Annotated in this window: 19 protein-coding genes and 1 other RNA gene; 6 read left to right on the forward strand and 14 right to left on the reverse strand. The window is 39.0% G+C overall.

What is annotated here, in order from left to right:
• Positions 1 to 49 precede the first annotated feature (49 nt).
• Positions 50 to 718: a hypothetical protein gene (locus tag HXT34_RS03035; RefSeq protein ID WP_421784355.1), complete on the forward strand. Its 669-nt coding sequence runs from the start codon at positions 50 to 52 to the stop codon at positions 716 to 718.
• Between the two features lie 83 nt (positions 719 to 801).
• Here HXT34_RS03035 and secA read toward each other — a convergent pair whose 3' ends face one another.
• The 6 genes from secA to HXT34_RS03065 form a co-directional block, all read right to left on the reverse strand.
• Positions 802 to 3597, reverse strand: a complete 2796-nt coding sequence (gene secA, locus HXT34_RS03040) for a preprotein translocase subunit SecA (RefSeq protein WP_421784356.1) — start codon at positions 3595 to 3597, stop codon at positions 802 to 804.
• Between the two features lie 189 nt (positions 3598 to 3786).
• Entirely contained in the window at positions 3787 to 4458 is a 672-nt protein-coding gene (hpf, locus tag HXT34_RS03045; RefSeq protein WP_415687401.1) for a ribosome hibernation-promoting factor, HPF/YfiA family, read from the reverse strand.
• A gap of 216 nt (positions 4459 to 4674) precedes the next feature.
• Positions 4675 to 6327 (reverse strand): recombinase family protein, encoded by a 1653-nt coding sequence (locus HXT34_RS03050; RefSeq protein ID WP_050567888.1) that lies wholly within the window; start codon positions 6325 to 6327, stop codon positions 4675 to 4677.
• Positions 6328 to 6397: 70 nt separating this feature from the next.
• A complete protein-coding gene (locus tag HXT34_RS03055) occupies positions 6398 to 6565 on the reverse strand; it encodes a hypothetical protein (protein ID WP_180947200.1) in 168 nt (55 codons plus the stop codon).
• Positions 6566 to 6582: 17 nt separating this feature from the next.
• Positions 6583 to 7530 (reverse strand): phage major capsid protein, encoded by a 948-nt coding sequence (locus tag HXT34_RS03060; RefSeq protein ID WP_070469374.1) that lies wholly within the window; start codon positions 7528 to 7530, stop codon positions 6583 to 6585.
• A gap of 418 nt (positions 7531 to 7948) precedes the next feature.
• Positions 7949 to 10273, reverse strand: coding sequence for a phage/plasmid primase, P4 family (locus HXT34_RS03065; RefSeq protein WP_421784357.1), 2325 nt, complete (start codon positions 10271 to 10273; stop codon positions 7949 to 7951).
• Between the two features lie 311 nt (positions 10274 to 10584).
• Between HXT34_RS03065 and HXT34_RS03070 the strand changes: the two genes are divergently transcribed.
• Positions 10585 to 10797, forward strand: coding sequence for a helix-turn-helix domain-containing protein (locus HXT34_RS03070; protein WP_004121956.1), 213 nt, complete (start codon positions 10585 to 10587; stop codon positions 10795 to 10797).
• The gene (locus tag HXT34_RS03075; RefSeq protein ID WP_004121959.1) at positions 10797 to 11087 is read left to right on the forward strand and encodes a DUF5960 family protein; all 291 of its coding nucleotides are present in this window, start codon (positions 10797 to 10799) and stop codon (positions 11085 to 11087) included. Before HXT34_RS03070 ends, HXT34_RS03075 begins: the two co-directional genes overlap by 1 nt.
• A 117-nt stretch (positions 11088 to 11204) precedes the next feature.
• On the opposite strand, the gene msr(D) is transcribed toward HXT34_RS03075, so the two are convergent.
• The 3 genes from msr(D) to HXT34_RS03090 form a co-directional block, all read right to left on the reverse strand.
• Positions 11205 to 12668: an ABC-F type ribosomal protection protein Msr(D) gene (msr(D), locus tag HXT34_RS03080; protein ID WP_000420313.1), complete on the reverse strand. Its 1464-nt coding sequence runs from the start codon at positions 12666 to 12668 to the stop codon at positions 11205 to 11207.
• 119 nt (positions 12669 to 12787) lie between these two features.
• Entirely contained in the window at positions 12788 to 14005 is a 1218-nt protein-coding gene (mef(A), locus tag HXT34_RS03085) for a macrolide efflux MFS transporter Mef(A) (RefSeq protein WP_000417519.1), read from the reverse strand.
• Positions 14006 to 14390: 385 nt separating this feature from the next.
• On the reverse strand, positions 14391 to 14561 hold the full coding sequence (locus HXT34_RS03090) for a hypothetical protein (RefSeq protein WP_000873143.1): 171 nt from the start codon (positions 14559 to 14561) through the stop codon (positions 14391 to 14393).
• A gap of 579 nt (positions 14562 to 15140) precedes the next feature.
• On the opposite strand from HXT34_RS03090, the gene HXT34_RS03095 reads away from it, so the two are divergent.
• The 3 genes from HXT34_RS03095 (at position 15141) to rnpB (ending at position 18665) form a co-directional block, all read left to right on the forward strand.
• Positions 15141 to 17087 (forward strand): type I restriction enzyme endonuclease domain-containing protein, encoded by a 1947-nt coding sequence (locus tag HXT34_RS03095; RefSeq protein WP_225791482.1) that lies wholly within the window; start codon positions 15141 to 15143, stop codon positions 17085 to 17087.
• 92 nt (positions 17088 to 17179) lie between these two features.
• Complete coding sequence (locus HXT34_RS03100; protein ID WP_004122116.1) at positions 17180 to 18076, forward strand: hypothetical protein; 897 nt, start codon at positions 17180 to 17182, stop codon at positions 18074 to 18076.
• Between the two features lie 215 nt (positions 18077 to 18291).
• Positions 18292 to 18665, forward strand: an RNA gene (gene rnpB / locus HXT34_RS03105) — RNase P RNA component class A.
• Positions 18666 to 18685: 20 nt separating this feature from the next.
• Here rnpB and HXT34_RS03110 read toward each other — a convergent pair.
• From HXT34_RS03110 to HXT34_RS03130, 5 genes are all read right to left on the reverse strand, one after another.
• On the reverse strand, positions 18686 to 19366 hold the full coding sequence (locus tag HXT34_RS03110; protein WP_421784358.1) for an HAD family hydrolase: 681 nt from the start codon (positions 19364 to 19366) through the stop codon (positions 18686 to 18688).
• The gene (gene recN, locus HXT34_RS03115) at positions 19350 to 21143 is read right to left on the reverse strand and encodes a DNA repair protein RecN (RefSeq protein WP_421784359.1); all 1794 of its coding nucleotides are present in this window, start codon (positions 21141 to 21143) and stop codon (positions 19350 to 19352) included. The genes HXT34_RS03110 and recN overlap by 17 nt, the downstream gene beginning before the upstream one ends.
• A gap of 54 nt (positions 21144 to 21197) precedes the next feature.
• Complete coding sequence (locus HXT34_RS03120; RefSeq protein WP_419399301.1) at positions 21198 to 22121, reverse strand: NAD kinase; 924 nt, start codon at positions 22119 to 22121, stop codon at positions 21198 to 21200.
• Between the two features lie 90 nt (positions 22122 to 22211).
• Positions 22212 to 23015 (reverse strand): TlyA family RNA methyltransferase, encoded by an 804-nt coding sequence (locus HXT34_RS03125; RefSeq protein WP_415687307.1) that lies wholly within the window; start codon positions 23013 to 23015, stop codon positions 22212 to 22214.
• Positions 23012 to 24112: an HAD-IIA family hydrolase gene (locus tag HXT34_RS03130; RefSeq protein WP_012914105.1), complete on the reverse strand. Its 1101-nt coding sequence runs from the start codon at positions 24110 to 24112 to the stop codon at positions 23012 to 23014. The genes HXT34_RS03125 and HXT34_RS03130 overlap by 4 nt, the downstream gene beginning before the upstream one ends.
• Positions 24113 to 24160 lie beyond the last annotated feature (48 nt).

The following is a 24160-nucleotide window of genomic DNA, read 5'->3' on the forward strand; positions in this document are numbered from 1 at the left end:
TTCGAACATTTTAAGCATAGAATCAGGAAGACTTGCTACAGTATAGTTCATGACTTCTTCTAAGAATACCAACGACCCTCGCCGTGACGACGAGTTAATGTCAGAATCGTTAAAGAATAATCAAAAACAAAACAACGGAGATTTTGATGACGAATGGTCATCTTTTGTTGCAGAACATTCTGACGACATGAACGATATTGCTAATTCACGTAGCGCAAAAAGTTTTGAAAAGCACGCTCAGAAAGAAGAAAAAAAGAAAGAGCGCAACACTATAGCAAGCGACAATAATTCTAAAAATCAAAAAAGTGTAATAAAAAATAAATTTAACTTAAAAAATCTAAGTAGCCATAAATCTTATATTATTCCTACTAGAATGCAAGATTCTCACACAATCATAACTGCTAAAGGTCCTCGTGATAATACTCGCACAAGTTGGCTTGATTTAGATAAGACTATGGAAGCATATGGCGATGATTTTGTGCCTCCAAATCCACAATTTTATAACGTATCTTTAGTTAATGTAGTTTTGTGGATTCTATTTGTTATAGGTGTATTCGGTGTTATTGTAAGTGCTTTTATTCCCGCTATAGCGAACGTTGTTGGCATTATATGCGGCTTATTAATGCTACTTAGTGGAGCAGGATTACTTATGAATCGCAAAAAATCTGATCCGTATAAAGAAGATTACAGCGATTATGGAGATGGAGCTCGAGTATAGCTAGTAATCAATCGAATATAATAAAAGGCGGCATGATTTTGATCACACCGCCTTTTATTTATTTACTTTAGTAAGCTTTCAAGTCACTCAGCTTCATTTTCAGCTTCGTTTTGACCATGGCAAAGCTTGTACTTACGACCAGAACCGCATGGGCACTCGTCATTCTTATTTGTTCCTGGGAATGTACGTCCATCAGACCATGGAGTCTTCCATTCTTCATTCTTTGGTCGCATGCTCAATGGAACATCTCCCTCAGCATGGCTCAAAGGTGCAGGACCAACAATACCAGCAGCTTGATCTTCAGCATCTACCTCAGATGAAGCTTGTGCAACATCTTCATCAAGCTCATCGTCAGAAGAAATATCTTCAGTAGAAGCAATCTGATTGATATCAATGTGGAATAGAAGCTGAATGCTTTCTTCCTTAATTGCCTCAATCATTGAATTGTACATCTGGTAGCCTTCACGCTGGTATTCAACAAGAGGATCACGCTGACCCATACCACGCAGACCAATACCATCCTTCAAATAATCCATCTCATAAAGATGTTCACGCCACTTGCGATCAAGAACAGAAAGAACAACGCGACGTTCAATTTGACGAAGTGGATCAGCACCAAGACCATCTTCTACAATAGAGTAAACTTTTACTACACTGTCGACAATCAAATCGCGCAAAGCAGTAACAGCTTTTTCACCCTTAAGCTTAACGATTGTTTCACGTACTTGATCCCAATCAAGAACTACAGGCATTACAGAGTTAAGAGCATCTTTTAAGCCATCCAAATCCCAATTCTTTGGCTTATCAGAACCTTTCATTGCTCCGCGCACATAGCTTTCTACGGTGTCACTGATGAACTTCAAGATGTCCTCGTGAATATCTTCACCCTTAAGAACCATCTGACGCTCTGCATAAATCACAGTACGCTGCTTATTCATAACATCGTCATACTTCAAAACGTTCTTACGCATTTCAAAGTTACGAGCTTCAACAGTCTTCTGTGCCGTGCGCACACCGTTAGAAACGTACTTAGACTCAATTGGTTCGCCTTCTGGCAATCCCTTAGCCATAACACGAGCAACAAGCTGAGTGTTGAACAGGCGCATCAAATCATCTTCCAAGCTTAAGTAGAAGCGGGATTCGCCAGGATCGCCCTGACGACCAGAACGACCTCGAAGCTGGTTATCAATACGGCGAGATTCGTGACGCTCAGTACCAAGCACATACAAGCCACCAAGATTCTTAACTTCTTCGTGCTCGTCCTTAACCTGCTCTTTAACTTCAGCTAAAACGCCTGGCCAACGCTTCTCATAGTCTTCAGGAGTATCATCTGGAGAATATCCTTCAGCCTTCAACTTAGCATCTGCAAGGAACTCAACATTGCCGCCAAGCATAATATCAGTACCACGACCTGCCATGTTAGTAGCAACAGTTACAGCACCCTTACGACCAGCAACAGCAACAACAGCAGCTTCCTTAGCATTCTGCTTAGCATTCAAAACCTGGTGAGGAATGCGAGCAACATCAAGAAGTGAAGAAAGAATCTCAGAAGATTCAACAGAAGCTGTACCAAGCAACACAGGCTGACCCTTTGCATGACGTTCAGCAACATCGCGCACAATAGCAGTAAGCTTTTCCTTCTTTGTGCGGAAGATCAAATCGTCCTTATCTTTACGGATTACTGGACGGTTGGAAGGAATTGGAAGAACACCAAGCTTATAAGTTCCCATGAACTCTGCAGCTTCAGTCTCAGCAGTACCAGTCATACCAGCAAGCTTGTCGTACATGCGGAAATAGTTTTGCAAAGTAATAGTAGCAAAAGTCTGATTTTCTGCCTTAACTTCCACGTTTTCCTTAGCTTCAATTGCTTGATGCAAGCCCTCGCTATAACGACGACCTGGAAGAACACGACCAGTATGCTCATCGACAATCAAAACTTCGCCGTTTGTGACAACATAGTCACGATCTAGAAGGAAAAGCTCCTTAGCTTTCAAAGCGTTATTCAAATAACCAATAAGAGCTGTATTGCTTGGCTCATAAAGGTTATCGATGCCCAAGTAATCCTCAATTTTTGCAATGCCAGGATCAAGAATACCTGCGGTTTTCTTCTTTTCATCAATCTCGTAATCAACATCGCGAGTAAGCTTCAAAACAAGCTTTGCAAATTCACGATACCAATGAGTTACATCACCTTCAGCAGGACCTGAAATAATAAGTGGCGTACGAGCTTCATCGATAAGAATGGAATCGACCTCATCGACAATTGCATAGTGATGACCGCGCTGCACAAGTTCGCTCTTTTCCCACGCCATGTTATCGCGCAAGTAATCGAAGCCAAACTCATTATTTGTACCGTAAGTAATATCAGCATTGTATTGCTTACGACGCTCTGGCGGCTGCTGGTCTGTAATAATGCATCCAACACTCATGCCAAGGAATCTATAAATACGACCCATAAGCTCGCTCTGGTAGCTAGCAAGGTAATCGTTGACTGTAACAACGTGCACACCTTTGCCTTCCAAAGCATTCAGATAGCTTGGCAAAGTAGCAACCAACGTTTTACCTTCACCAGTTTTCATTTCTGCAATATTGCCCCAATGCAATGCAGCGCCACCCATAAGCTGCACATCGAAATGACGCTGGCCAAGCGTACGCTTTGAAACCTCTCGCACAGTAGCGAAGGCTTCAGGCATCAAATCATCAAGCTTTGCACCATTGTCTAAACGCTGCTTGAATTTAGCAGTTTGACCCTTCAATTCTTCATCGGAAAGCGCGGAAATTTCATCTTCCAACGCATTCACAGCCTTTGCTACGTTCTCAAGGCGCTTCAATTGACGGCCTTCACCCATACGCAAGGCTTTATCGACGATATCTACCACGTTTTGCTCCCTTAGGTCATGTCTATGACGACGGCCTAGCCAACATAGACGTAAACTGTGCCTATATTACGCGACGGCTACGATTTTTATAAGTTAGCGAGTCTGATTATTACATAAAAATGCCCGCCCAACATTGTGCTAGACGGGCACGCGCACTTATTCGCGCATTTTAGACGTGTTTTTTAACCATTACTTTTGCTTAGCAACATTTTCAGGTGTATCAATTTCAAACACGCCATAGCTCCAACCATGTCTGCGATATACTACAGATGGTCTCATAGTTTCTTTGTTTACAAACAGGAAGAAATCATGTCCAATAAGCTCCATCTCATACAAAGCCTCATCTATGCTCATAGGCTCTGCAATATGTAGCTTACGACGAATCACAATAGGAGTGTCGCCAACACTTACTTCCACAGATTCACCAGGACCTAAATCGGAAGCAACAGCGGCATCTGCGCTATTAACCTCATTTTCTTCTGGCTCTTCAACAGTAGTCTCAATCTCAGGCTCTACAGGACCCATATCTACAGGAGTCATTTCCGTATATCCACGACGATGATCCTTACGACGATCGCGAGTACGACGCAAACGAAGCGTCAACTTATCAAGTGCCATATCTAATGCGCTAAATTGATCAGTGCTAGAAGCTTCTGCGCGAATCACTGTGCTTCCTGCAACAACAGTAATTTCAACTCGCTTTGCTGTGTCAGCCTGCCTTGGATTGCCTTCATGAGTCAGCACGATTTGCACGCGCTGCGCATCAGGCGCAATGGCGGTCACACGATTCATCTTACTTTCTACAACGTCACGGAACCTTTGATTAATCTGCGTATGACGACCAGTAATGACGATTTCCATGCGAAACCTCCCCATATAGACTCGAACCTTAAGTTCGATTTGTACAACCCGACTGCCACGATGCCGTCGGTTCTTCTATTATATCTGCTAAATCCATACAAACCTAGCAATTTATTAAATTAAAATAAAAAAATTAACGTTAGGGGCGTTCACTTAGGGATTTAATTCCTAAAAAAATTATCGGCGTAATCGGTATTACTACCGGCTACGCCGATTTTACTTATGGAGTGGAATATCAACTGCACCTATGTAATTCCACTGTATCCATATGGTTTGTTTCTTGGTTCTTGTACCTGCTACCTTTTCAGATTTTTCAACATAAATCTTATCTACAAAGGTTCGAATGATCTCTGCATTAAGTTCTTGTATATCTGTGTATTGTCGTACTAATTTCAAGAAAGAATCTACGTTGAGACATTCCTCTTGCGCTTTAGAAATAAAGGCTTCAAGGGATTCAATCTTGCTTTTCAGTTCAGCTTGTTCCTTGTCGTAGGACTCAGACATGCTCTTAAATCGTTCATCAGAAATTTTACCGTCTAAGTTGTCTTCATAGAGATGCTGAACAATTGTGTCAAGTTTGCTAATTCTTGCTTTTGCTTGCTCGAGTTCCCTATTAGAGGACTTTAACTTTTGGGTTAGTTCTTTCTCGCTTTTCTTCATCACAAGTCCCACGAACTCTTCTTCGTGCTGTTTGGCAAATGAAGTAATAGTTCTAAGCTCGTGAAGCAGTATTGCTTCGATCTGAATATTTCTAATTTGATGTGATGAGCATTTGCCTTTTTGCTTACGATAGGTAGCACAGACAAAGTATTCTTTATCATGGCTCCAATCTTTTCCTCGAACCTGATAAAGCTTGTTACCACAATCCGCACAAAATAGCATTCCTGATAACACTGGCATTTCTCCAAGATTGGCACGCACTCGTCTACCATCTCTTATACGTTGAACTATGTCAAAAGTTTCCTGGTCAATAATTGCTTCGTGTGTGTTTTTGAAAATTAGCCAGTCTTCTTTGGGATTCAATAATGTTTTCTTGCACTTGTACGATTTCTTTCTTGTTTTGAAATTGACCGTATGCCCAAGATATTCTTGCTTTTCAAGCATATTAGAGATAGTTTTTTGATTCCAGACTCCCTTAATCTCCGATTTCGCGGAAGGAATTTTAATACCAAGAGAGAAAAAATGCTCAGAAGGTGTTGGAATATTCCTTTTGATTAGCTCATTGGCAATCTGGCTAGGCCCATACCCATTAACGCAGAGTCTAAAGATTTCACGCACTACACTGGCAGCTTCTTCATCTACAATCCAATGATTTTTATCTTCAGGATCCTTAAGATATCCGTAAGGAGGATTGATGCAGAGCGGCTTCCCACTTTGTCCTTTTGCTTTAAACACAGCTTTTATTTTTCTGCTTGTGTCTTTAGCATAAAACTCATTGAAGATGTTGATGAAAGGTGTCATGTCGTTGTCTGACTGATTATTGCTATCTACGCCGTTATTTATTGCAATAAAGCGAATATCAGCGTTAGGGAATACCATCTCTGTATACATACCAACTTGCAGATAATCTCTACCCAAGCGTGACATGTCCTTGACGATAATGGTTCCAATCTTTCCTTCGTCAATGAGAGCAGTTAATTTAAGCCAATCAGGTCGCTGGAAATTAGTACCCGAGTAGCCATCGTCTACAAAGAACATAAGATTGTTGAAATGATTGTCCTCGGCATACTTTTTCAGCATGCTCTTTTGATTGATGATGGAATTGCTGTCACCTTGTAATTCATCGTCTTTGGATAAACGGCAGTAAAGTGCCGTTATCTTGCCTACATTATCTAGAGTATAAGAAGGCTGTCTATTTAGTTTATTCATCTGTTTTCCTCCTTTCCGACAGCCTTCAAGCGGTCAGTATATATTCCCGTATAACTCAGAATTTATCAAGTTATTTAGCTTCTATTACATGGTTTAAATTGCTTAAAATAAGGTGTTTGATTAGGTCTTTGACACCTTTCTTAGCACTCTTGCTTTCAAGAGAGTGAACCGTAAATTCAGTATTTCCGATTCTTAACACTTCGGTTTTTACCGGTGTATCCTTAATTTGTTCATCCATGCATTTTGACCTCTTTTTTAAGAAAGTTGCAATACTTTAATTGCTTCAGGATGTACCAGTTTCCCATCCAAATACTCAAAAGAGAGGTAACCTATCTGGTCTATAAGAGAAAATATTTCGTTTAGAACCTTGATGGTTGGGTTATGGCGTTCGATAATCCAATAGTTGGAAAAATCACCAAAGGCGATAACTTTCGCTCCCTTTTGAGAAGAAGGCATGGCATTGTCAATGACCACAGGTCTGCCCATTAAGTTGCCATCAAAATCAGATAGGATGTATGATCCGGTAGTGTCCTTTAAGGTTTGAAGATAAAGAGCAGTTTCATCATTCATAAGCCACGTGGCATTTTCTCGATACTTACTATCTAGCGAGAAGAATAAACGTTTGATGGCATCTGCGGAAATCTCTTTTGCTTGCACAGCAACCTCAGCACCTGATGTATCTGATAAAATTCCTGTCGGTTTAGTTATTCCATCACCATTTATAAAAGCTTCTGACTCACTCAATATGAATTGCTTTGTCAATTCGCTTGTTATGAACTCTTCGATATCAAAGTCAAGGTCAGCTGCAAAATCCGTACCCAAACGAATGAGGTTAACTAGGGTATACTCCGTTACATCAATACGCTTAAAACCATCTTTAATAGGCATATACGTCATGATGCTTGTGTCATAATCTTTCATCCATTTGGTGAACGGTGAGGCTTCATAGATGAACAATTTACTTGCTTGGGAGTGTGCTTTTACCACTGTACACAGTTTTCTAAGATTACTTTTGTTTGCAAGTTTTGCTTCGAGTTTTGCTAGAGAAGAAGTCGGCAAATCATATGCACCTGTATGAATGTGGCGCAGTTTTCCTGCAATATTGTTCGCATTACCATTTGCGTCGCGCAGTACGTTCCAAAACGTGTTGTGGTAGTCCTGACTTGCTAGTTTCATTTCTTTTTCAATATCTCTGTTAATCATAATTGTTAGTTCCTTTCATTACTGTTTTCTGCAATTGCTGCAGTAATTTGCTTGATTTTGCCCATTTACCCTTTTGAATTCGCTGTTTTTGCACGCAAGACCCTGCGCCCGTTCCCGAAGGGGTACTCTTTAGAGATTTGACCCCCCCTAGGGGGTTAGGTTCAGAAAGTAGTATGCGAATAAATTTCTAACAGCACAGTACCTAGGCAGGTTTTCTTTCTTCAATGTTGTCAAAAAGCTGAAATCATTTCAGTATTTTGATTTGTGCATGATAGTATTTCTTCTTCATGTTCAACACAGGTTTGCGATACGAATTACGCAATCATAGGCACCACCTCCTTAAACGTGGCATGATGTGGCAGTTAAATTTCGTTATTGCCTTATAGGGTTATATGGGGATATAGGTTATTAACTGCCACTAGTTGCCACTTAAAAAATCGCTAAACTCACTTTTAAGCCTGTAGCCTTTAAGAAGCGTGGTTTTTTCTCCGCCTGTATTGGGACGCTTTCTTACAACCTCGGCAAATTTTCTTAATTCCTGATTGAAGTTTCTGCTGTTCTCAGAAAAACAGCCGTTATCAATGCACCACTTCTTGTAGTGGTCGTATACAACTGCCGTTCGAATCTCAGAGCTCTGGTCTTTAACGAGTACATCTTCAGCAAACTGTGCCATCTTGTCACTGTCGTGGGCATAACTAAAAATGGCATCAAGAACGCTATTAGGCGGCTTAAAGCCTTCATCTCGGAGGTGGGTAAAGCCTTCAAGAAGCCAGTTTAAAATGGCACTTTGCACCTCTTTTTTAGAAAACTCCGCCTTTAAGGTTTTATCCTGTTCCCACGCTTCAAAATGCCTGTTAAAGGGAATAATCTGCATGCGGTCGCTACTAAACACTGTCATATCGCTGATGACGGGCAGATAATTGGTGTTCACGTACAGTTTGAACTGTGGTTTAAAGTCAAAACTGTTCTCATGCAGGAATCGAGCGTTTAAGGTATCACTTCCCGTCATGTATTTAACTTGGGCTGAATTAAGGAATAGTCCTCGGCTCGGCTCAGATATATTGGCAAAGCGAACACCGGCAAGGCGTGCTACATCCTCGGTCGGCTGTGAGCTATTAGGGTTCTTCTTTAGAGCAATGGTTTCCGCGCGTACCGCTTTTCCGTAATCGCCCATCACAGACAGAACGCTTTCCATGAGTGTGCCTTTACCGTTTCTTGTGCTTTCTCCAAAAAGAAAGAACATGCACTCATAGCGTGTATCACCGCTTAACGCATAGCCTAATGACTTTTGAAGATACAAGGCTTTCTCACAATCTCCGCTCATAATTTCATCGACAAACTGGCGAAAACGTTCACTTCTTGCCTTCGGGTCATAAAACACAGGTGATACTTTGGTAATAAGATCTGTTGCTAAGTGCTTGCGAAATACACCGTGCTGAAGGTCTAAAGTTCCGTTTTGGCAGTTAAATAGATAAATGTTCTTATCGAACGCTTCCATCGAAATGGGGTAAACGCTTTGAGCTTCCTTGATATAAATCTCACGGTTACGACGGCTGCTCCATTTGTTCCAATACTCAACAAGCATGGAACGGGTTCTCTCGTCTTTAATGACACCAGCATAACGTATAAGAGAAAGAGCTAAATCCTTGCATAGTTCCATCGTTTTAAGCGTTCCAATATCGCAAGTCCAACGTACACCATCGAAGATGAACCACATTTTGCGCTCCGGTACATAGTGCAGAATGTTTTGGAAAATATCAGCAAACAATCTGCCATTACCTAAATCACCGTTGCGATATCGTATATTTTCATCAGGCTTTAGTTCCTGTAATTTAGATAAGAGATCATCAAAGTCTTCCTCAGCACTTGCATTATGGAAAGGCTCATAGAAGGTATGACATTTAGAAACAGCTTTCTGAATGGTTGTGTTGCCATAAGTATCCGCGCCACGGTGTTCATCCCACTTAGGACGGAATAAAGCAGACTTACGAAAAAGTCGGTCTATTTGCTCCTTGTTACCGCCACAGTAAAAGGCAAGAATAGACACAAGCGCGGCATCTGCTTCGCTATGAGAAGGGTAAGCCGAAATGTCACCATGCCAAAGTGCTGTAAATTTAGCTCCATTTATGGCGTTGCCAGCTTTTTCAATAACAGATGTATCGCTTAAATATGACCTTGTACACGCGTTATTTTCTTTTTCATGAGTGTTTATGTTTCGCTTCATGTACGTGTCTAAAAGCCACATGATGGCTTCATCGTCTTCTAAAAGCTCGCCTTCCTGATACACGTCGCCCGTAACTGTTAGATAGCGATTCGTAGCTAGAGCGCTGTAAACCTCAATATCCCCATGCTTGATGTAATAAGACTTTTTATCGTATGCGCCGTTAAACAGAAGCAAGATATGAAAGCCATGCTTACTTGGGCTGTATTCGATATAAGCGTGCTTGAAATGGGCAATAATCTCTTTTGCCCAGTCTTTAATGATGCCATTATCGATGCAGTGGTCTAAATCGATGCCTAAGAGGTTATCAACAAGCTTTATACCAATTCCGTCGTATTGGTCTTTTACTTTCATGGCATCATCAAGCGAGGTGAAATCGCTTAAGTTGTCTGTAGCTGCTTTCTTTCCCGTTATGGGGTTATAAGGCGGCTTAGTGAGCCTACCGTTTTCTTGCTGCTCGTACTTCCATGAACAAAAGATATTCTTGTTCTTTAGTGCTTTTGGCAGTTTCTCTAGATCCATATTTGATCCTCCTTTTCTAGAAGGCTTATCCCTTCTACATCACAGGCAAAAGAAAAAGCCGACTTTTTAACCTGTCTTAAAAAGTTTTTTTGGTCTTCTACTTGGTAGCCATGAAAGAGGGTGTAATCTGACGGTTTTAGAAAAAATTTTTGACAATAAAAATCTCCTAAGCATTCATTAGGCATTTGCCTTGAATGAATAGCAAAGGAGACTTTTTTAATCTGCTATATTCCAGAGTGGCTAGCTCTTTATATCGTTGATATACTCACAGAATCGTGATAATATTTAACTATTAAAATAAGGAGGGAATTATGGCTGTTAGTTATAAAAAACTATTACATCGCATGATTGAAGAAGATATTTCCAATCAGGACTTAATGAGAATGAGCAATATTTCCGCCAACATTATTACGAAACTACGCACTGGGCAATATATATCACTGGAAAAAGTGGAAGGTATCTGCACAGCTTTACACTGCACGCCCAACGATATTTTGGAATTTATAGCGGAGGATGAAAAGTAATGGCTAATAATCAAAAACTGGAACTTACGTGGCTTGGTAAGGATAAAGAAATCAAAATAGAGCCTAGGATTCTAGTTGAGGATAAAGAAAAATCAAACTGCAAAAATGATCCTAATACAGAAAACATGCTCATACATGGAGATAACCTACTCGCACTAAAAGCGTTAGAAAACAAATATGCAGGTAACCGCGATCACTTCTTCATATTTGAAGTAAGTACCGTAGATGAGAATCCGCTAATCTATCATTATACATATAAGAAAACTACAATATATTTAGCAGAAAAATAGGAGCAGTTCAATTGACTGTTCCTATTTTTAATATTCATAAAATCTAAAGTCTTTATACTCTTTAACAATGGAGTCGCCAACCAGAACAGACTATACTGACCAGCGACTACCTTAAATTTAATGTTTCAGATTTATTTTCTTATCTCTAATTTCATAAACTACATCTGCTACATTTTCGAGTAATCGTTTATCGTGGGTGATAAACACGATAGTTCCGGTGTACTCCTTCATTAGTATTTCCAAAGCCTCTAAACTTGGTATGTCAAGGAAGTTACTGGGTTCATCCATTATTAGGATGTTATATCTACCCATGAGCATTTTAGCAAGCAACAATTTTATAATTTCTCCACCGCTTAAAACAGATAAACTTTTTCCAATATCGTTCTGTTTGAACCCCATAGATGCTAGCACTGAACGAATTTCTGATATATTGTAGTCACAATCCTTCTGCATAAACTCCATAACATTCTGATTACTGTTGTACTTGTAACCATTCTGTGCAAAGTAACCTATTTTTGCCTTAGGCGAAATAGAAATTCCTTCTTCATGGTTTAAGATCATTTGGATTAAAGTTGTTTTTCCGATTCCATTACCACCAGTTAACGCCACTTTTGCTCCTAACGGAATTTGAAAAGATGCATTTTCAAACAGAGCCTTATCCCCAAATACTTTATTAATTTCTGCACCGACTATAGGGTATGGATTATGGAGCTCCAATGCTTTACTTTGCCTGAAACGAATTCTGCGAATGCCTTCCGGAGCTTCTACTTTTCCTAAGGCCGCAATCCTGTGCTCTAGGGTTTTAGCAGCATTATACATCTTTTTTTCCTTACTTCCTATTGATTTTTGATGAGCTAAACGCCCTCCGTCTTCAGTACTTTTTTTCTTTGAAGAACCTTTTGCCTTCTGTTCTATTTTACGAGCCTGTTTTCGCTTTTCCTCCGCAGCCCTTTCCAATCGGGCACGTTCCGCAATAAATTGTTCGTATTCTGCAGCTTGGCTCTTACGTTCTTCCTCTTTCTGACGAAGATAATCAGAATAGTTTCCCCAATACTCAGTGATTTTGCCATCTTTCAGTTCCCATATTTTATCTACTATTTCATCAAGAAAATAGCGGTCATGGCTAATAACTAACAGTGCACCTGTAAAATATTTTAGCTGTCCTATTAGAAAATCAATTCCTTCACGGTCTAAATGGCTCGTAGGTTCATCCGCTAAAATACCATGAACCTGTGCCGATAAGGCCTGTGCTATTTTAAGCCTTGTTTCTTCACCACCGCTCATAGTCTGTATATTTAATTGCTCAACACCTAGCTTGCCTACAAGTGCAAAATCTTTTTCCTCCTGCAGAGTTACTTCGTCCAACTGGGGAATATAGGCAAGTTCACCCAGACGATTCATTTTACATCCTGGGGGAGTTAATTCTCCTAAAAGTACCCTGAGTAAAGTGCTTTTTCCAGCACCATTTGCTCCTACTAAACCAATACGGTCATAATCATATACTTCTAATTCATTTATATCTAAAACATCGCGTCCTTTGAATTCCACACGAATGTCTTTTGCTTTTAATATTAATTCCATAACATTTCCTCCTGTCTATAATCGCATGCTTTCATTTGCTTGTATGCAGGGAAAACCCTGCGATTTTAGCAGGAAGAGTTACATGAAAATAAGATACATAAATATTCCTCCAATATTGTTTATTTTAAATCTAATTTTCTAACCTCAGTTATCATTTGGCAAACTATAGCAATGCCAATAATTAAAATACCTGATAGTAAAAACCAATGATTTACACCGATTTTATCAGCAAAGAATCCAGAAAGAATTAACCCAATTGGCATAGCAAGTGACATGATACTTCCGATCAAAGAAAATACACGTCCTAAATATTCAGGCTTAATTTTCTCCTGAAAAAGAGCTGTTTGCACACCGCTATAAAATGGCACCGAAAGCCCCATTATTGCACAGCAAACTACGAATATTACAAATCCATTTGGAGGAAGTATTCCCGAAACGGCTAAACTGGTCCCCATTATAAAAAATGAACTTGTTATTAGTAATACATGCTTTTCGAAGCCCCCTAATCTTCCTAATAATAAGCCTCCTGCTAGCATCCCAAATGCAAAGGAAATTTCCGTAATAGAAATATGCACAGGCGTTCCATTAAAGTGTTCCATGCTTATTAAAGGAAATAGTGCATTGATTGGCATATAAACAAAAGTATATAGTGTTCCTAAGAGTAATAAGGCAAACAATCCTTTGTTTTGTCTCAGAACCACAACTCCTTCTTTCATCTCCCTTATGAAATTTGGTTCTAAACTTTGCACTTGATTACCCAGCTTAGGTATACGTACAATTGCTACCGTAATAGATGCAATCACAGCACCCAATACGTCGATGGCAATAATAGCATTTAAATCCCAAACGGAGTATAAGAGTGCTGCAACTGCCGGACTAACAATATAGCTTATAGACTGCAAAGACTGACTATAGCCTGCGCATTTCGTTAGCTGTTCTTCTGGTACTAAAAGTGGTGTAACCGCATTGAGTGCTGGGGTATGAAAAGCTGTTCCAATGCTACGGATAAACAATACTATCATAATCATCCAGACAGGTAGCTCCATACAGAATGCAACAATAGCAAGCACTGCACCAGCTGCTGCGATAATTAAATCGGCACCAATCATTATCTTCTTCCTATCATGACGATCCACTAGCACACCAATGGCAGGTCCCAAAATCGCATAGGGTAAAAAACCTACTAATGAAGCCATAGACAAGACCATCGCAGATCCTGTTTTTTCTGTAAGGTAAAAAATAATCGCCATTTGCAGGATGGCACTAGTGATTAATGATACTGCTTGCCCTGCCCATATTGCATAAAATTTTCGTTTCCAATTGTTGTATTTTTCCATTTATATTATCTCCTGCATATTATTTTGCTTGAATTTCTATTTTGAATAGCATTCTAGGCAATAAAAAATGCAGGCCAAACCCCACAATGTGGCTTTTGGTCTGCATACATACAATTTGGAAACATTCATATTAAAGACATAGTTAAATAAAGGTATAGTTAAATAACCAATATCCTCACCGTAACTAATGAATGCTCAATATCGTATAAATAAGCACAACAAAAAAGCCTATCATCGGGTATAGATTCTGCTTTTTTTATTGCCAGCTTATCTTAAACGCATTGAGGCTGTCATAGTTTCGGTTCCTCCTACATCTTTGTTTATATCAATTTATAGTATAACACAACAAGATGATATGTTCAATATAAAAGTTATGGAATGAGACTCATACTTCCAATTCGATGCCAGATTTAAAGGATATGACGAAGTTTTCTTCATAGACTGTAACGCTCTGGATTATCTTCCTTAGTAGCAAGCGATTAGCTTTCACAAAATCTTCTGTTTGTAGTTTTAAAAATTCATCAGGATTTTCTAACTCAACCTCAAAATATTTCATTTTACATTCCCTCATTTCATTTATTGATAAATTGAGTTTGCAAAAAAGAGTGGACAATTTTTGTCTACTCTTAACCTTTAAAATAGTTTTTTTTAATCGATTTGAAGTTGCCTAAATTATTACTTATTCGGTAAAATGAAGTATTGCTTTCAACAGATTTCCTTCAACTACACTTCACTTGATTCAAACAAGGTGGGTACATTTCTATTCCCACAAACTCCTTGTCAATGGAAACAAACACGTACCCACAGGGTAAATGGAAATAGAAACTGATAATTTCTAGCTATCACTTCTACTCATTCCAAAAATTTTCTCACTCTGATACTTACCCACCATAAAGCAAAAAGCCTTGCAATCAAGGCTTTCATTATCCCTTTCGTTCAAAGGTTTCTAAGCTTTTACGAGCAGAGCGACACACTCAGCGGTTCGCTATCTCCGTTCTGTCTGCGTGCTAGCACTTGTCAATCACGGACAGCTATCGCATGGGCGGAAGTAAATGCTAATCTTCGTCGTTTTACTCCTTGACTAGCAAACTTACCGCCTCAACATGCTACGTTTGTAGGTTTCACAGGAACTCCTATTGCCGAAACATATCAGACCTTTGGTCAGGAAATTGATAGATACACTATGGATCAGGCGGTCGCAGATGGACTAACTGTTTCTATTAAGTATCATCCTCGTATTGCCAAGGTGTTACTTGATAAGACCAAAGCTAAAGAAATTGAAAATTACTATAAAAAGTGTGCCGATGATGGTGCAACGTATGATGATATTGAAGCCAGTAAACGTGCAATGAGTTCTATGGAAGTTATCCTTGGCGAGCCTTCTCGCTTGGAGAGGCTTGCTATAGATATTCATGACCATTATATTTCATCTTGTGATAGTGACCCAGATAGAATTCAGAAAGCAATGATTGTCTGCTCTAGCAGAAAAATTGCATATTCACTTCTTTTGAAATTCAAGGATAAATATCCGGAATGGTTTGAAGAAAAGAAAACTCCTGACGGAGTTACTGCAACAGATGAAGAACTTAAAGAATTAAAGCCTATGCCATTTATGGCTATGGTATCGAGTGTTGGAAGTAATGATGAAGCTGAGATGTATAACTATCTTGGTGGAGTTAAAAATGATAAACGTTGCGAAGAACTGGATGCAGCCTTTAAACAGGAAAAGTCTAATTTCCATATTGTTATCGTAGTTGATATGTGGATTACGGGATTTGATGTTCCGTCACTTACATATTTATATAACGATAAGCCTTTGAAGAAGCACTTGCTGATTCAAACTATCAGTCGTGTAAACAGAAAATATCCCGGCAAAGAATATGGTATGGTTATCGACTATATTGGCATTCGCGATAATATGCGTGAGGCCATGAAGGTTTACGGTGGTGATACATCAGTTGCTCCCACATCGGATGACGTTGAGCAGGCTACCTCTGCATTCAGGGAGGAGATTGAAATACTTAAAGCACTGTTTACAGATTATGACTTAGCTCCATTCCTTAATACGAAATGTGACCCTGTTGAAAGATATAAATTACTTTCCAAAGCGGCTGAGTATGTCTTTACATCAGCACAGGTCTTGCAGACAGAAGGAAACGGAAAAACTAATCAGGTCTCATTTAAGACATATTTCTTAAAGTCTGTTAAGAGAATGAGAAGTGCTTTTGATATTTGCCAACCTTCTGGAAATCTGGGCGAAGAAGAATCTGCGCTTGCACAGTGCTTTATGGCTATAGCAGGCTTCGTTCGTAAAATGAGTGGAACCAGCGATGTTGATGCTGAAACTATGAATCTTGTGGTATCAAAGATGGTTGAAGAGGCATTAAAATACAATAAGGTAGAAAGTGTTCTTGAAAGTGGCGAGGAAGAAGATATCTTCTCTCCTGAATACTTTGAAAAATTATCAGATGTAGAAATGCCTGCTACAAAGTTAGAATTACTTATCAAAATGCTCCGTAAGCAAATAAAGGAATATGGCAGGGTTAACCAATTAGCAGCGAAATCTTTCCAAGAAATGATTGAAAAGACTATTGATGAGTACCATGAAAGACGTAAGCACCTTACTGCTGAAGAAGCCGGGGCAACACAGGAAGCTGCCTCAGAAGATATTATTAAGGCTGCAACTGAACAAGCTTTAGTGATACTTCGTCAGATGAACGAAAATCGTGAGAGTTTCCGTAAAATAGGATTAACCTTTGAAGAAAAGGCATTCTATGATATTTTGATTGCTCTTCGTGACCAGTATAAGTTTGAATATGGCATTGACAAAGAAGTTAACGGTGTTGTGATAAACGATAAATGCAAGACACTTGCTAAAAAAGTTAAGGAAATAATAGATACCGAGTCTTCATTTGTGGACTGGCTCAACAATCAGAATGTGCGTAATCAGTTAAAATTGAAGATAAAGATTTGTTTGGTTAAGAACGGCTATCCGCCACAGTATAGTCCTGAAGTGTTCACAAAGGTGATGGAGCAGGTAGAAAATTTTGAGGAGCATTCTGAAACAACTTCAGAAAGTTAGATTATTCCTTTTCCTTATTGCTTCTATGTGAAGAACTATGATGTTTGCTGAGAATAGTGCCCTATATGGTAGAAAGAAGGATGGTGAATAACATGGGAAGTATTGTTTTAGAATTACAGAATGAAATTGTGTCATCAAATTGCGATGTTGTTAATATATTACGCAAAGCACATTTGATTGCATCAAAATTAAAGCTTGCTGATTTTGATCAATGGATTCAACACGAATTAAATGGTTATCCTGACCCAGAATCTTGCCCTGAGTATAGAAAGGTTCGTGGAAGTTTAAAAACTTTCAATCCTTATCGCGGTTGGATTCCAACCTCAATACAGGATAATGAATACGAAAAAAAGATTTGTGAAAGAAAGTTAGTAAATTCAATTTCTGAAATCATTTCTTTATGTCAGTCCTCAGGAAATGTATTAACTTTAGATTTTTCAGGCGAACAACTTGCATTGTTTGATAAAATGGCTGATTCGCTACTTCCAATGGATTATGCATTACATGTACCTACAACTGCAGTTAAAGACATTGAAGAAAAAGTCAAAAATACTATTTTAGAATGGACATTGAAATTAGAATCGGAAGGTATTGTAGGGGAAAATATGGTTTTCTCTGAGACTGAAAAAGAATCCGCAGTGAACATGCCGCAAACCGTGAATAATTATTACGGGAATACAAGTGTGATCAATTCGCCATCCGATAATGTACAGATAGTGTCTGGAAGTGAGAATACAGTTACATTTTCCTATGATAAAGTTAAGGATGTAGTTGATGCCGTTGAAAAAAGTATTAGTGAATCTGATTTATCAAAAGAGGATATAGAAACCGCAACAGAATTATTAGCTGACATCAAATTAAAAATTGAAGAAGAGAAGAAACCGCATATTTTAAAATCAGCATTGGTTGGACTAAAAGACTTTTTAATTAATACAGGTGCCAGCGTTACTGCAGTGTTAATACAAGCTCAAATACAAGGTTTGTTCTAAAAATCTCAAATACTATTTCGGTATCTGAGTATAAGAAAACGGCCACACAGAGTATCTCTACTCTTGTATGGTCGTTTTATTTCTTATGTTCCCGCTTAAAGGCTTTCAGTTGGTTTTCTTTTAATCCCTTACTGAACACTCCTTTTATTACGGAATTTCTTATAAAATAATGAATTTTTTACGATATTAATATTATCTGCTACAATTAGGAAGGTTGAGGTTTCACGATGGCCGCGGTCACAATGTTCATTCGGAGTGGCTGAGGAACTTCCGGGCTCCACAGAGCACAATGGCGGATAACGTCCGCCCAGGGCGACCTGAGAGATAGCGCAACAGAGAATAGACCGCCTGAACGTTTCGTTCGGGTAAGGGTGAAACGGCGGTGTAAGAGACCACCGGGCTTCTGGTAACAGTAAGCCGCATGGCAAGCCTCATTGGGAGCAAGGTCAAGCAGAAGACGCTTTAGAGCTGCTCGCTCAAGTCTTCGGGTAGACTGCTAGAGTTTGGCGGTAACGTCAAATCGAGATGGATGGCCATCCGCATGCACTTGTGCATGCGACAAAACCCGGGGTATGTGAAACCTCATCAACTCAACCAAATAGCATATTTTCAACTTATATCGCTGATTTTTGGAGCGAAAGAAAAATCAGAAAATACTGCTAAGCACTTATTAAACGACGAATCTAAATCAATTTTTACGTTTGAATTATCAACTATCCCGCATGTTTGCATACCAGCTTGCTGAGCTGAACATAAAGCTGCAGCAGAATCTTCAAAAACTACGCATTCAGCTGGATCTACTTTAAGTTGATTAGCAATATCGGTATAAGTTTTAGGACTATGCTTACCTTTTTCAGATAAATCTTCTCCAAAATGAAGAAAATCAAAACAATCAAAAATACCAACTCTTTTTAAAGCTGGAATACACAAGCGTTTAGAAAGAGTTGTAACAAGAAAAAGCTTTACACCATTAGAATGCAAATAATGCACATATTCATACGCGCCTTTTCTTAGTGGAAGATGATTAGCATAAGCGTCAAAAGCCATATCTGACCACTCCTTCATCAAATCTTCAGGAGAATCAGTGAACCCGTAATTTTTAATAACATATTCCGCAATTTGTCTAGGATTCATTGTTGCAGTTGTACTAGCAAAGATTGAGGGAACGCTCATACCACGTTTCGCAAAACTTACTCGATCAATATCGTCCCAAACGCTTAAAGAATCAAGTAACGTGCCGTCAAAATCAAAAATCGCTGCAACAATAGACGAATTATTTTGTAAATCCATCAATGATCTTCCTACTTGCACTCAATAGTTCACGAGCATGTTCTAATGAAGTTTTTGATTCACTTCCATCAAGCATCCTAGCAATCTCTTGCTCACGCAACAAATCATTAAGCTCAATAACAGAAGTATTTGCAACTTTAGCAAAAGAGCTATTCTCGCTATTATCGCCATTTTCAACAAGATTTTTTTGTACTGCAAATTGTGCATCTGCAAAAGAAGCAACCTGAGCTAAATGAGTAACAACAATAACTTGAGCATGTTTAGAAAGTTGAGCCAAACGTTTACCTAGCTCTACTGCCGCAACACCACCAACACCAGAATCTACTTCGTCGAAAATAAATGTCATATTATCTTCGTCGCAATCTGTCAACTTCGCAACAACAAGCTCAATTGCAAGCATAAGCCTACTTAATTCACCGCCAGAAGCACTTTTGCTCATAGGCAAATCTGAAGAAGCAGGAAATGGTCGGAACAAAAACTCTACATCATCACATCCGTTAGCATCAAGCGAAATAGAACCAGATAAATCTTCGCAACGCTTATTTACACTGATAATTAATTGAGCACCTGGCATAGCCAAAGAGTTTAATTCTTCACTAACTAAAGTACCAAAATCATGAGCTGCATTTAAACGAGTTTTATATAACTCTTCAGCAAGTTTAAGAGCATCATCATATCGTTGAGCACATTTAGCACGCGCTTTGGCAATAGCTTCAGGAGAATCATCTAAATCTTCAAGTTCAAACTGAGCTTTTTCGGACCAGTCTAAAACGTCGTCAAGTGTAGGACCCCAGCGGCGAGTAAGTTCAGTAAGATCATGAATACGAGAATTTAAATCATCTAAATCTTTTTCACTTACATCGATATCCAACTGTTGAGCAAGCTGCATTACGATATCGTCAAGCTGAGCATGAATATCGTCAAGTTGATTTGCAATAGAATTGAAAGAATCATCTACACGAATATTTCGTAATGCTTGAGAAGCTTTATCTACAAGAAAACAAGCATCTTCAGATGATTCTGAAGCACCATAATCTATTTGACTGGAATCAAGGGATGCGAGCGCAATGCTCACTGCTTTGACAATTTGAGCAGAATTCTCAATTCTTTCTCTTTTTGCACGCAATTCCTTATCTTCATTAGGGAGAGGATTCACATCTCGTATTCGCGCTAATGATTCTCTAAGGTAATCTGCACGTTGGCGTGAAGAAGACGCTTGATTTTCTAGTCGATTACATGTTTCTTTAGCATCTTTCCACGCTTGATACGCACATGTGTATTGCTTAAGTAATTCACTATTTTTAGATACAGTATCAAGCAATTCGCGTTGTTTTGAATTTGTTGCTATGCGTAATTGGTCACTTTGTCCATGAATCACTATCAATCGAGAGCATACTTGTTCAAGAACTGTTTTTGGTACTGCGAAACCAGAAATTGTTGCTCTTGAACGACCTTCTTGTGGTACTGTTCGAGAAACATACATATCTGATTTATTTTCGTCATTTTCTGAAGGCTCTAATTCAATACCGGATTTGCCAACAGCATCTACTAATTCACTTGTTTTAGGAATACTAAATATGCCTTGAACCCATGCTTCTTTAGCATTTGGAGAAATCCTTGCAACTTCTGCTTTCGATCCAGAAATAAGCTTGATAGCACTTAAAAGCATTGACTTTCCAGCACCTGTTTCGCCCGTAATAGCTGTCATGTGAGACGAAGGAGTAATAAGCGCATGTGAAATTGGCCCAAGATTACGTATTTCTAACTCTTCAAGCACGCTGTACCTCGTTTTATAAATGCTATATTTAATATTATTTTCTACTTAAATAATTCATTTTAAAGAATTATTATTGTGCTCACGCCATCCAACTATTGGCAAATCAAATTTTGTAACTAAACGCTTCGTAAAAGGAGCGCCAGAAAGTCTAGCTAATAATAGCTCATCTTTTGATTGACGAACTTGAATCCTTGATCCTTGAGGGAGCGCACGCTGTCTTCTACCGTCGCAACAAATCCAACCGCCAGAAGACGATTCATTAAGAATGTCAATAGTAAAAGTAGAACCAGCACCAATAATTAGAGGACGCGCAAAAAGAGCATGAGCAGCTAATGGCACTAATTGCAATGCTTCTACATTTGGCCACATAATTGATCCACCTGCTGAAAATGCGTAAGCTGTAGAACCAGTAGGAGTTGAAACTATTACACCATCGCAACCAAAAGATGACATTTCAACATCGTCTACTCGTATTGAAAGTTCTACCATTCGACCTCTATCTTCGCGATCAAGAGTTATATCGTTCAACGCCCAATCACTTAAAGGCTCACTTTCGCCAGGAAGCCACACATCTACATGAGCTTCCATTCTCCTGTCAATAGTGTAATCCTTGTTTGCAATCCTACGAATAGCATCATTAATTTGAAAACTTTCAAATTCTGCCAAAAAACCAACATGACCAAGATTTATGCCGATAATTGGAACAGTAGTACAATGCACTAACTCAGCAGCCTGAAGCATGGTGCCATCTCCCCCAAGCACCACAACTATTTCCGTATTTTCGTCAACTATACGAGTAGTTTTTTTAGCAAAATCAGACACAGAAGCACTGTTGAATACGTCAACAACGAATCCAGCTTTAATAAGTTGAGTCTTGACTTGATTTACCACATCACTATGAACATCGATCCTAGCGTGAGTAACTACAAGAGCACGACGAGCCGACGAAGCGGAATTAGTATCGAAATGTTCCTGCATATACAGCCCCTTCGTACTGTTTAAACACAACTACTACTATTGTAATTGTTAGGATACATATTGAAAAATGCTAAACATTCAATGATTAATTTATTTCTCGTAACGTGCATAAAGAAGGTACTCCGTATTGCCATGCGTTCCTTCAATAGGAGATTCGCAAGAGGAGATAACCTTTAGACCGTTTTGGTTTGCACAACTTTTTATTGTTTCTAAAGCTTTAATTCTTAAAGTTTCGTCAGTTACTATTCCACCTTTTCCAAGGTTTCCTTTTCCTACTTCAAATTGCGGCTTAACTAAAAGCACAATATCTGCATGCAATTGAGCTATTCTAGAAATTACTGGAATAACAAGCGTTAGAGAAATAAAAGAAACGTCCGAAACTATAAGATTTGGCTTATATGGCAAGTTCTCTTCGTACACATCTCGAATATTTACGCCACTCATTTCAATTACATGTGAATTGTTAGCTATTTTTGGATGCAATTGACCATGACCAACATCTAAAGCTATTACAGAATTAACACCTCTTTGCAAAAGAACGTCGCAAAAACCGCCTGTTGATGCACCTATATCTAGAGCTTTAGTTGATTTGGAAGTAGTTAAACCATTTTTAGAAAACGCTTCGAAAGCACCTTCTAACTTAAGTGCTCCACGAGAAACGTATCTAATACAAGATTGCGTATTTTTTGATTCGTCGATTGTTATTGTATGTGAATCGTTTACTAAAAATGAGGATTTCGTAATATTTCGATTGTCAACATTCACTACGCCAGCACGAATTAAACGCTGAGCAGTTGTCCTACTTTCTGCTAAACCACGATTAACCAAAGCGCAATCTAAGCGTTGTGAAATATTGCTATTTGAAAGTTTACTTAAATCCTCATTCACAGTCATAAGGAAAACTCCGGAAGAGTATAATTTTCCATATTTTCACCGCAATCTTGCAAGCTCCATGCCAGCGCGCAAGCAGCTCTTAAAGCATTGCAATCGTTAGTGTTATTAACTTCAATAATATTATTATTCACAACTCTTGCTATAGCATCTTCACAAGTAAAAGTACTACCGTTAACTCGTTCAGGAGCGTTATGAGATTCGTTTAATCCTCGCAAGTCTTTAGAAACAAAACTTGGACGCAAATGTTTTGGCGCAAGCATAAGCATGCGAGGATCTGTAACTCCAGTAAGAACAAGTAATGAAGCATAGCCTCCTCTTGTTCCAGCCTCAATATCAGTATCTAAACGATCTCCAACTGCTAATGAATGCTCAATACTAATTACAGGATTCCCATACTCGTCTTTTTCAGTGTATTCTTCACATTCAGAATCATCATGCTTAGCATTAGCAGCAACCAAAAACCTTGCTTCATCATACATTGCAGATTCTGGTTTTCCAGCAGACGAAATAGGCTCTACACCCGTAGCATTAATAACAGCTTGAATCATGGAACCGCATCCAGGAGCAATACCATGCTCTCTTGGAATAGTTAAGTCGCGGTTAGTAACGAAATATTTTGCACCATGCTCAACAGCGAAAGAAACTTCCGCCATTTCTTGCCATGTCATTTGAGGATACCAGCCTTGAATAACAGCTTTAGGATTATCTTCGCACGAATCTACGAGTTGTAATCCTACGCGTTGCACTTCTTGACGCAAATGTTCAGCGCCGAGAACAAGAACTTTAGATCCTTTCTCAACATTGCGAGCTACCATTCTTGCTGCAACAACAGAAGACGTTATAATCTGCCATGGTTCTACTTTTAAGCCAAAACTTTCCAGTTGTTTTGCAACAACAGATTGGAAACGCGAAGAATTATTAGTTGTGTATTCAATTGCCATTCCATTTTTTTGCGCAAACAAAATGGAATCAGACGCATATTCAACAGCATTTCCACCACGATATACAACACCATCTAAATCAAGCAGTGCTAAACGAAATGCATCGCTTAACGGACGATTACATGAAGAAAAATTCTTTTTCGTTTCAACTTGCATACTATACCTCATTTAAGTTTGCTAATCACTGCACTTAATTTAGATTCA

It is taken from the genome of Gardnerella sp. DNF00983 (assembly GCF_049244265.1).
GTDB classification, from domain to species: domain Bacteria; phylum Actinomycetota; class Actinomycetes; order Actinomycetales; family Bifidobacteriaceae; genus Bifidobacterium; species Bifidobacterium vaginale_J.

Excerpts from the sequence above, each read along its gene's own strand:
- HXT34_RS03035 (WP_421784355.1), top strand. The coding sequence starts at position 50 with ATGACTTCTTCTAAGAATACCAACGACCCTCGCCGTGACGACGAGTTA.
- hpf (WP_415687401.1), bottom strand. The coding sequence starts at position 4,458 with ATGGAAATCGTCATTACTGGTCGTCATACGCAGATTAATCAAAGGTTC.
- HXT34_RS03050 (WP_050567888.1), bottom strand. The coding sequence starts at position 6,327 with ATGAATAAACTAAATAGACAGCCTTCTTATACTCTAGATAATGTAGGC.
- HXT34_RS03055 (WP_180947200.1), bottom strand. The coding sequence starts at position 6,565 with ATGGATGAACAAATTAAGGATACACCGGTAAAAACCGAAGTGTTAAGA.
- HXT34_RS03060 (WP_070469374.1), bottom strand. The coding sequence starts at position 7,530 with ATGATTAACAGAGATATTGAAAAAGAAATGAAACTAGCAAGTCAGGAC.
- HXT34_RS03065 (WP_421784357.1), bottom strand. The coding sequence starts at position 10,273 with ATGGATCTAGAGAAACTGCCAAAAGCACTAAAGAACAAGAATATCTTT.
- HXT34_RS03070 (WP_004121956.1), top strand. The coding sequence starts at position 10,585 with ATGGCTGTTAGTTATAAAAAACTATTACATCGCATGATTGAAGAAGAT.
- HXT34_RS03075 (WP_004121959.1), top strand. The coding sequence starts at position 10,797 with ATGGCTAATAATCAAAAACTGGAACTTACGTGGCTTGGTAAGGATAAA.
- HXT34_RS03090 (WP_000873143.1), bottom strand. The coding sequence starts at position 14,561 with ATGAAATATTTTGAGGTTGAGTTAGAAAATCCTGATGAATTTTTAAAA.
- HXT34_RS03100 (WP_004122116.1), top strand. The coding sequence starts at position 17,180 with ATGGGAAGTATTGTTTTAGAATTACAGAATGAAATTGTGTCATCAAAT.
- HXT34_RS03110 (WP_421784358.1), bottom strand. The coding sequence starts at position 19,366 with ATGGATTTACAAAATAATTCGTCTATTGTTGCAGCGATTTTTGATTTT.
- HXT34_RS03120 (WP_419399301.1), bottom strand. The coding sequence starts at position 22,121 with ATGCAGGAACATTTCGATACTAATTCCGCTTCGTCGGCTCGTCGTGCT.
- HXT34_RS03125 (WP_415687307.1), bottom strand. The coding sequence starts at position 23,015 with ATGACTGTGAATGAGGATTTAAGTAAACTTTCAAATAGCAATATTTCA.
- HXT34_RS03130 (WP_012914105.1), bottom strand. The coding sequence starts at position 24,112 with ATGCAAGTTGAAACGAAAAAGAATTTTTCTTCATGTAATCGTCCGTTA.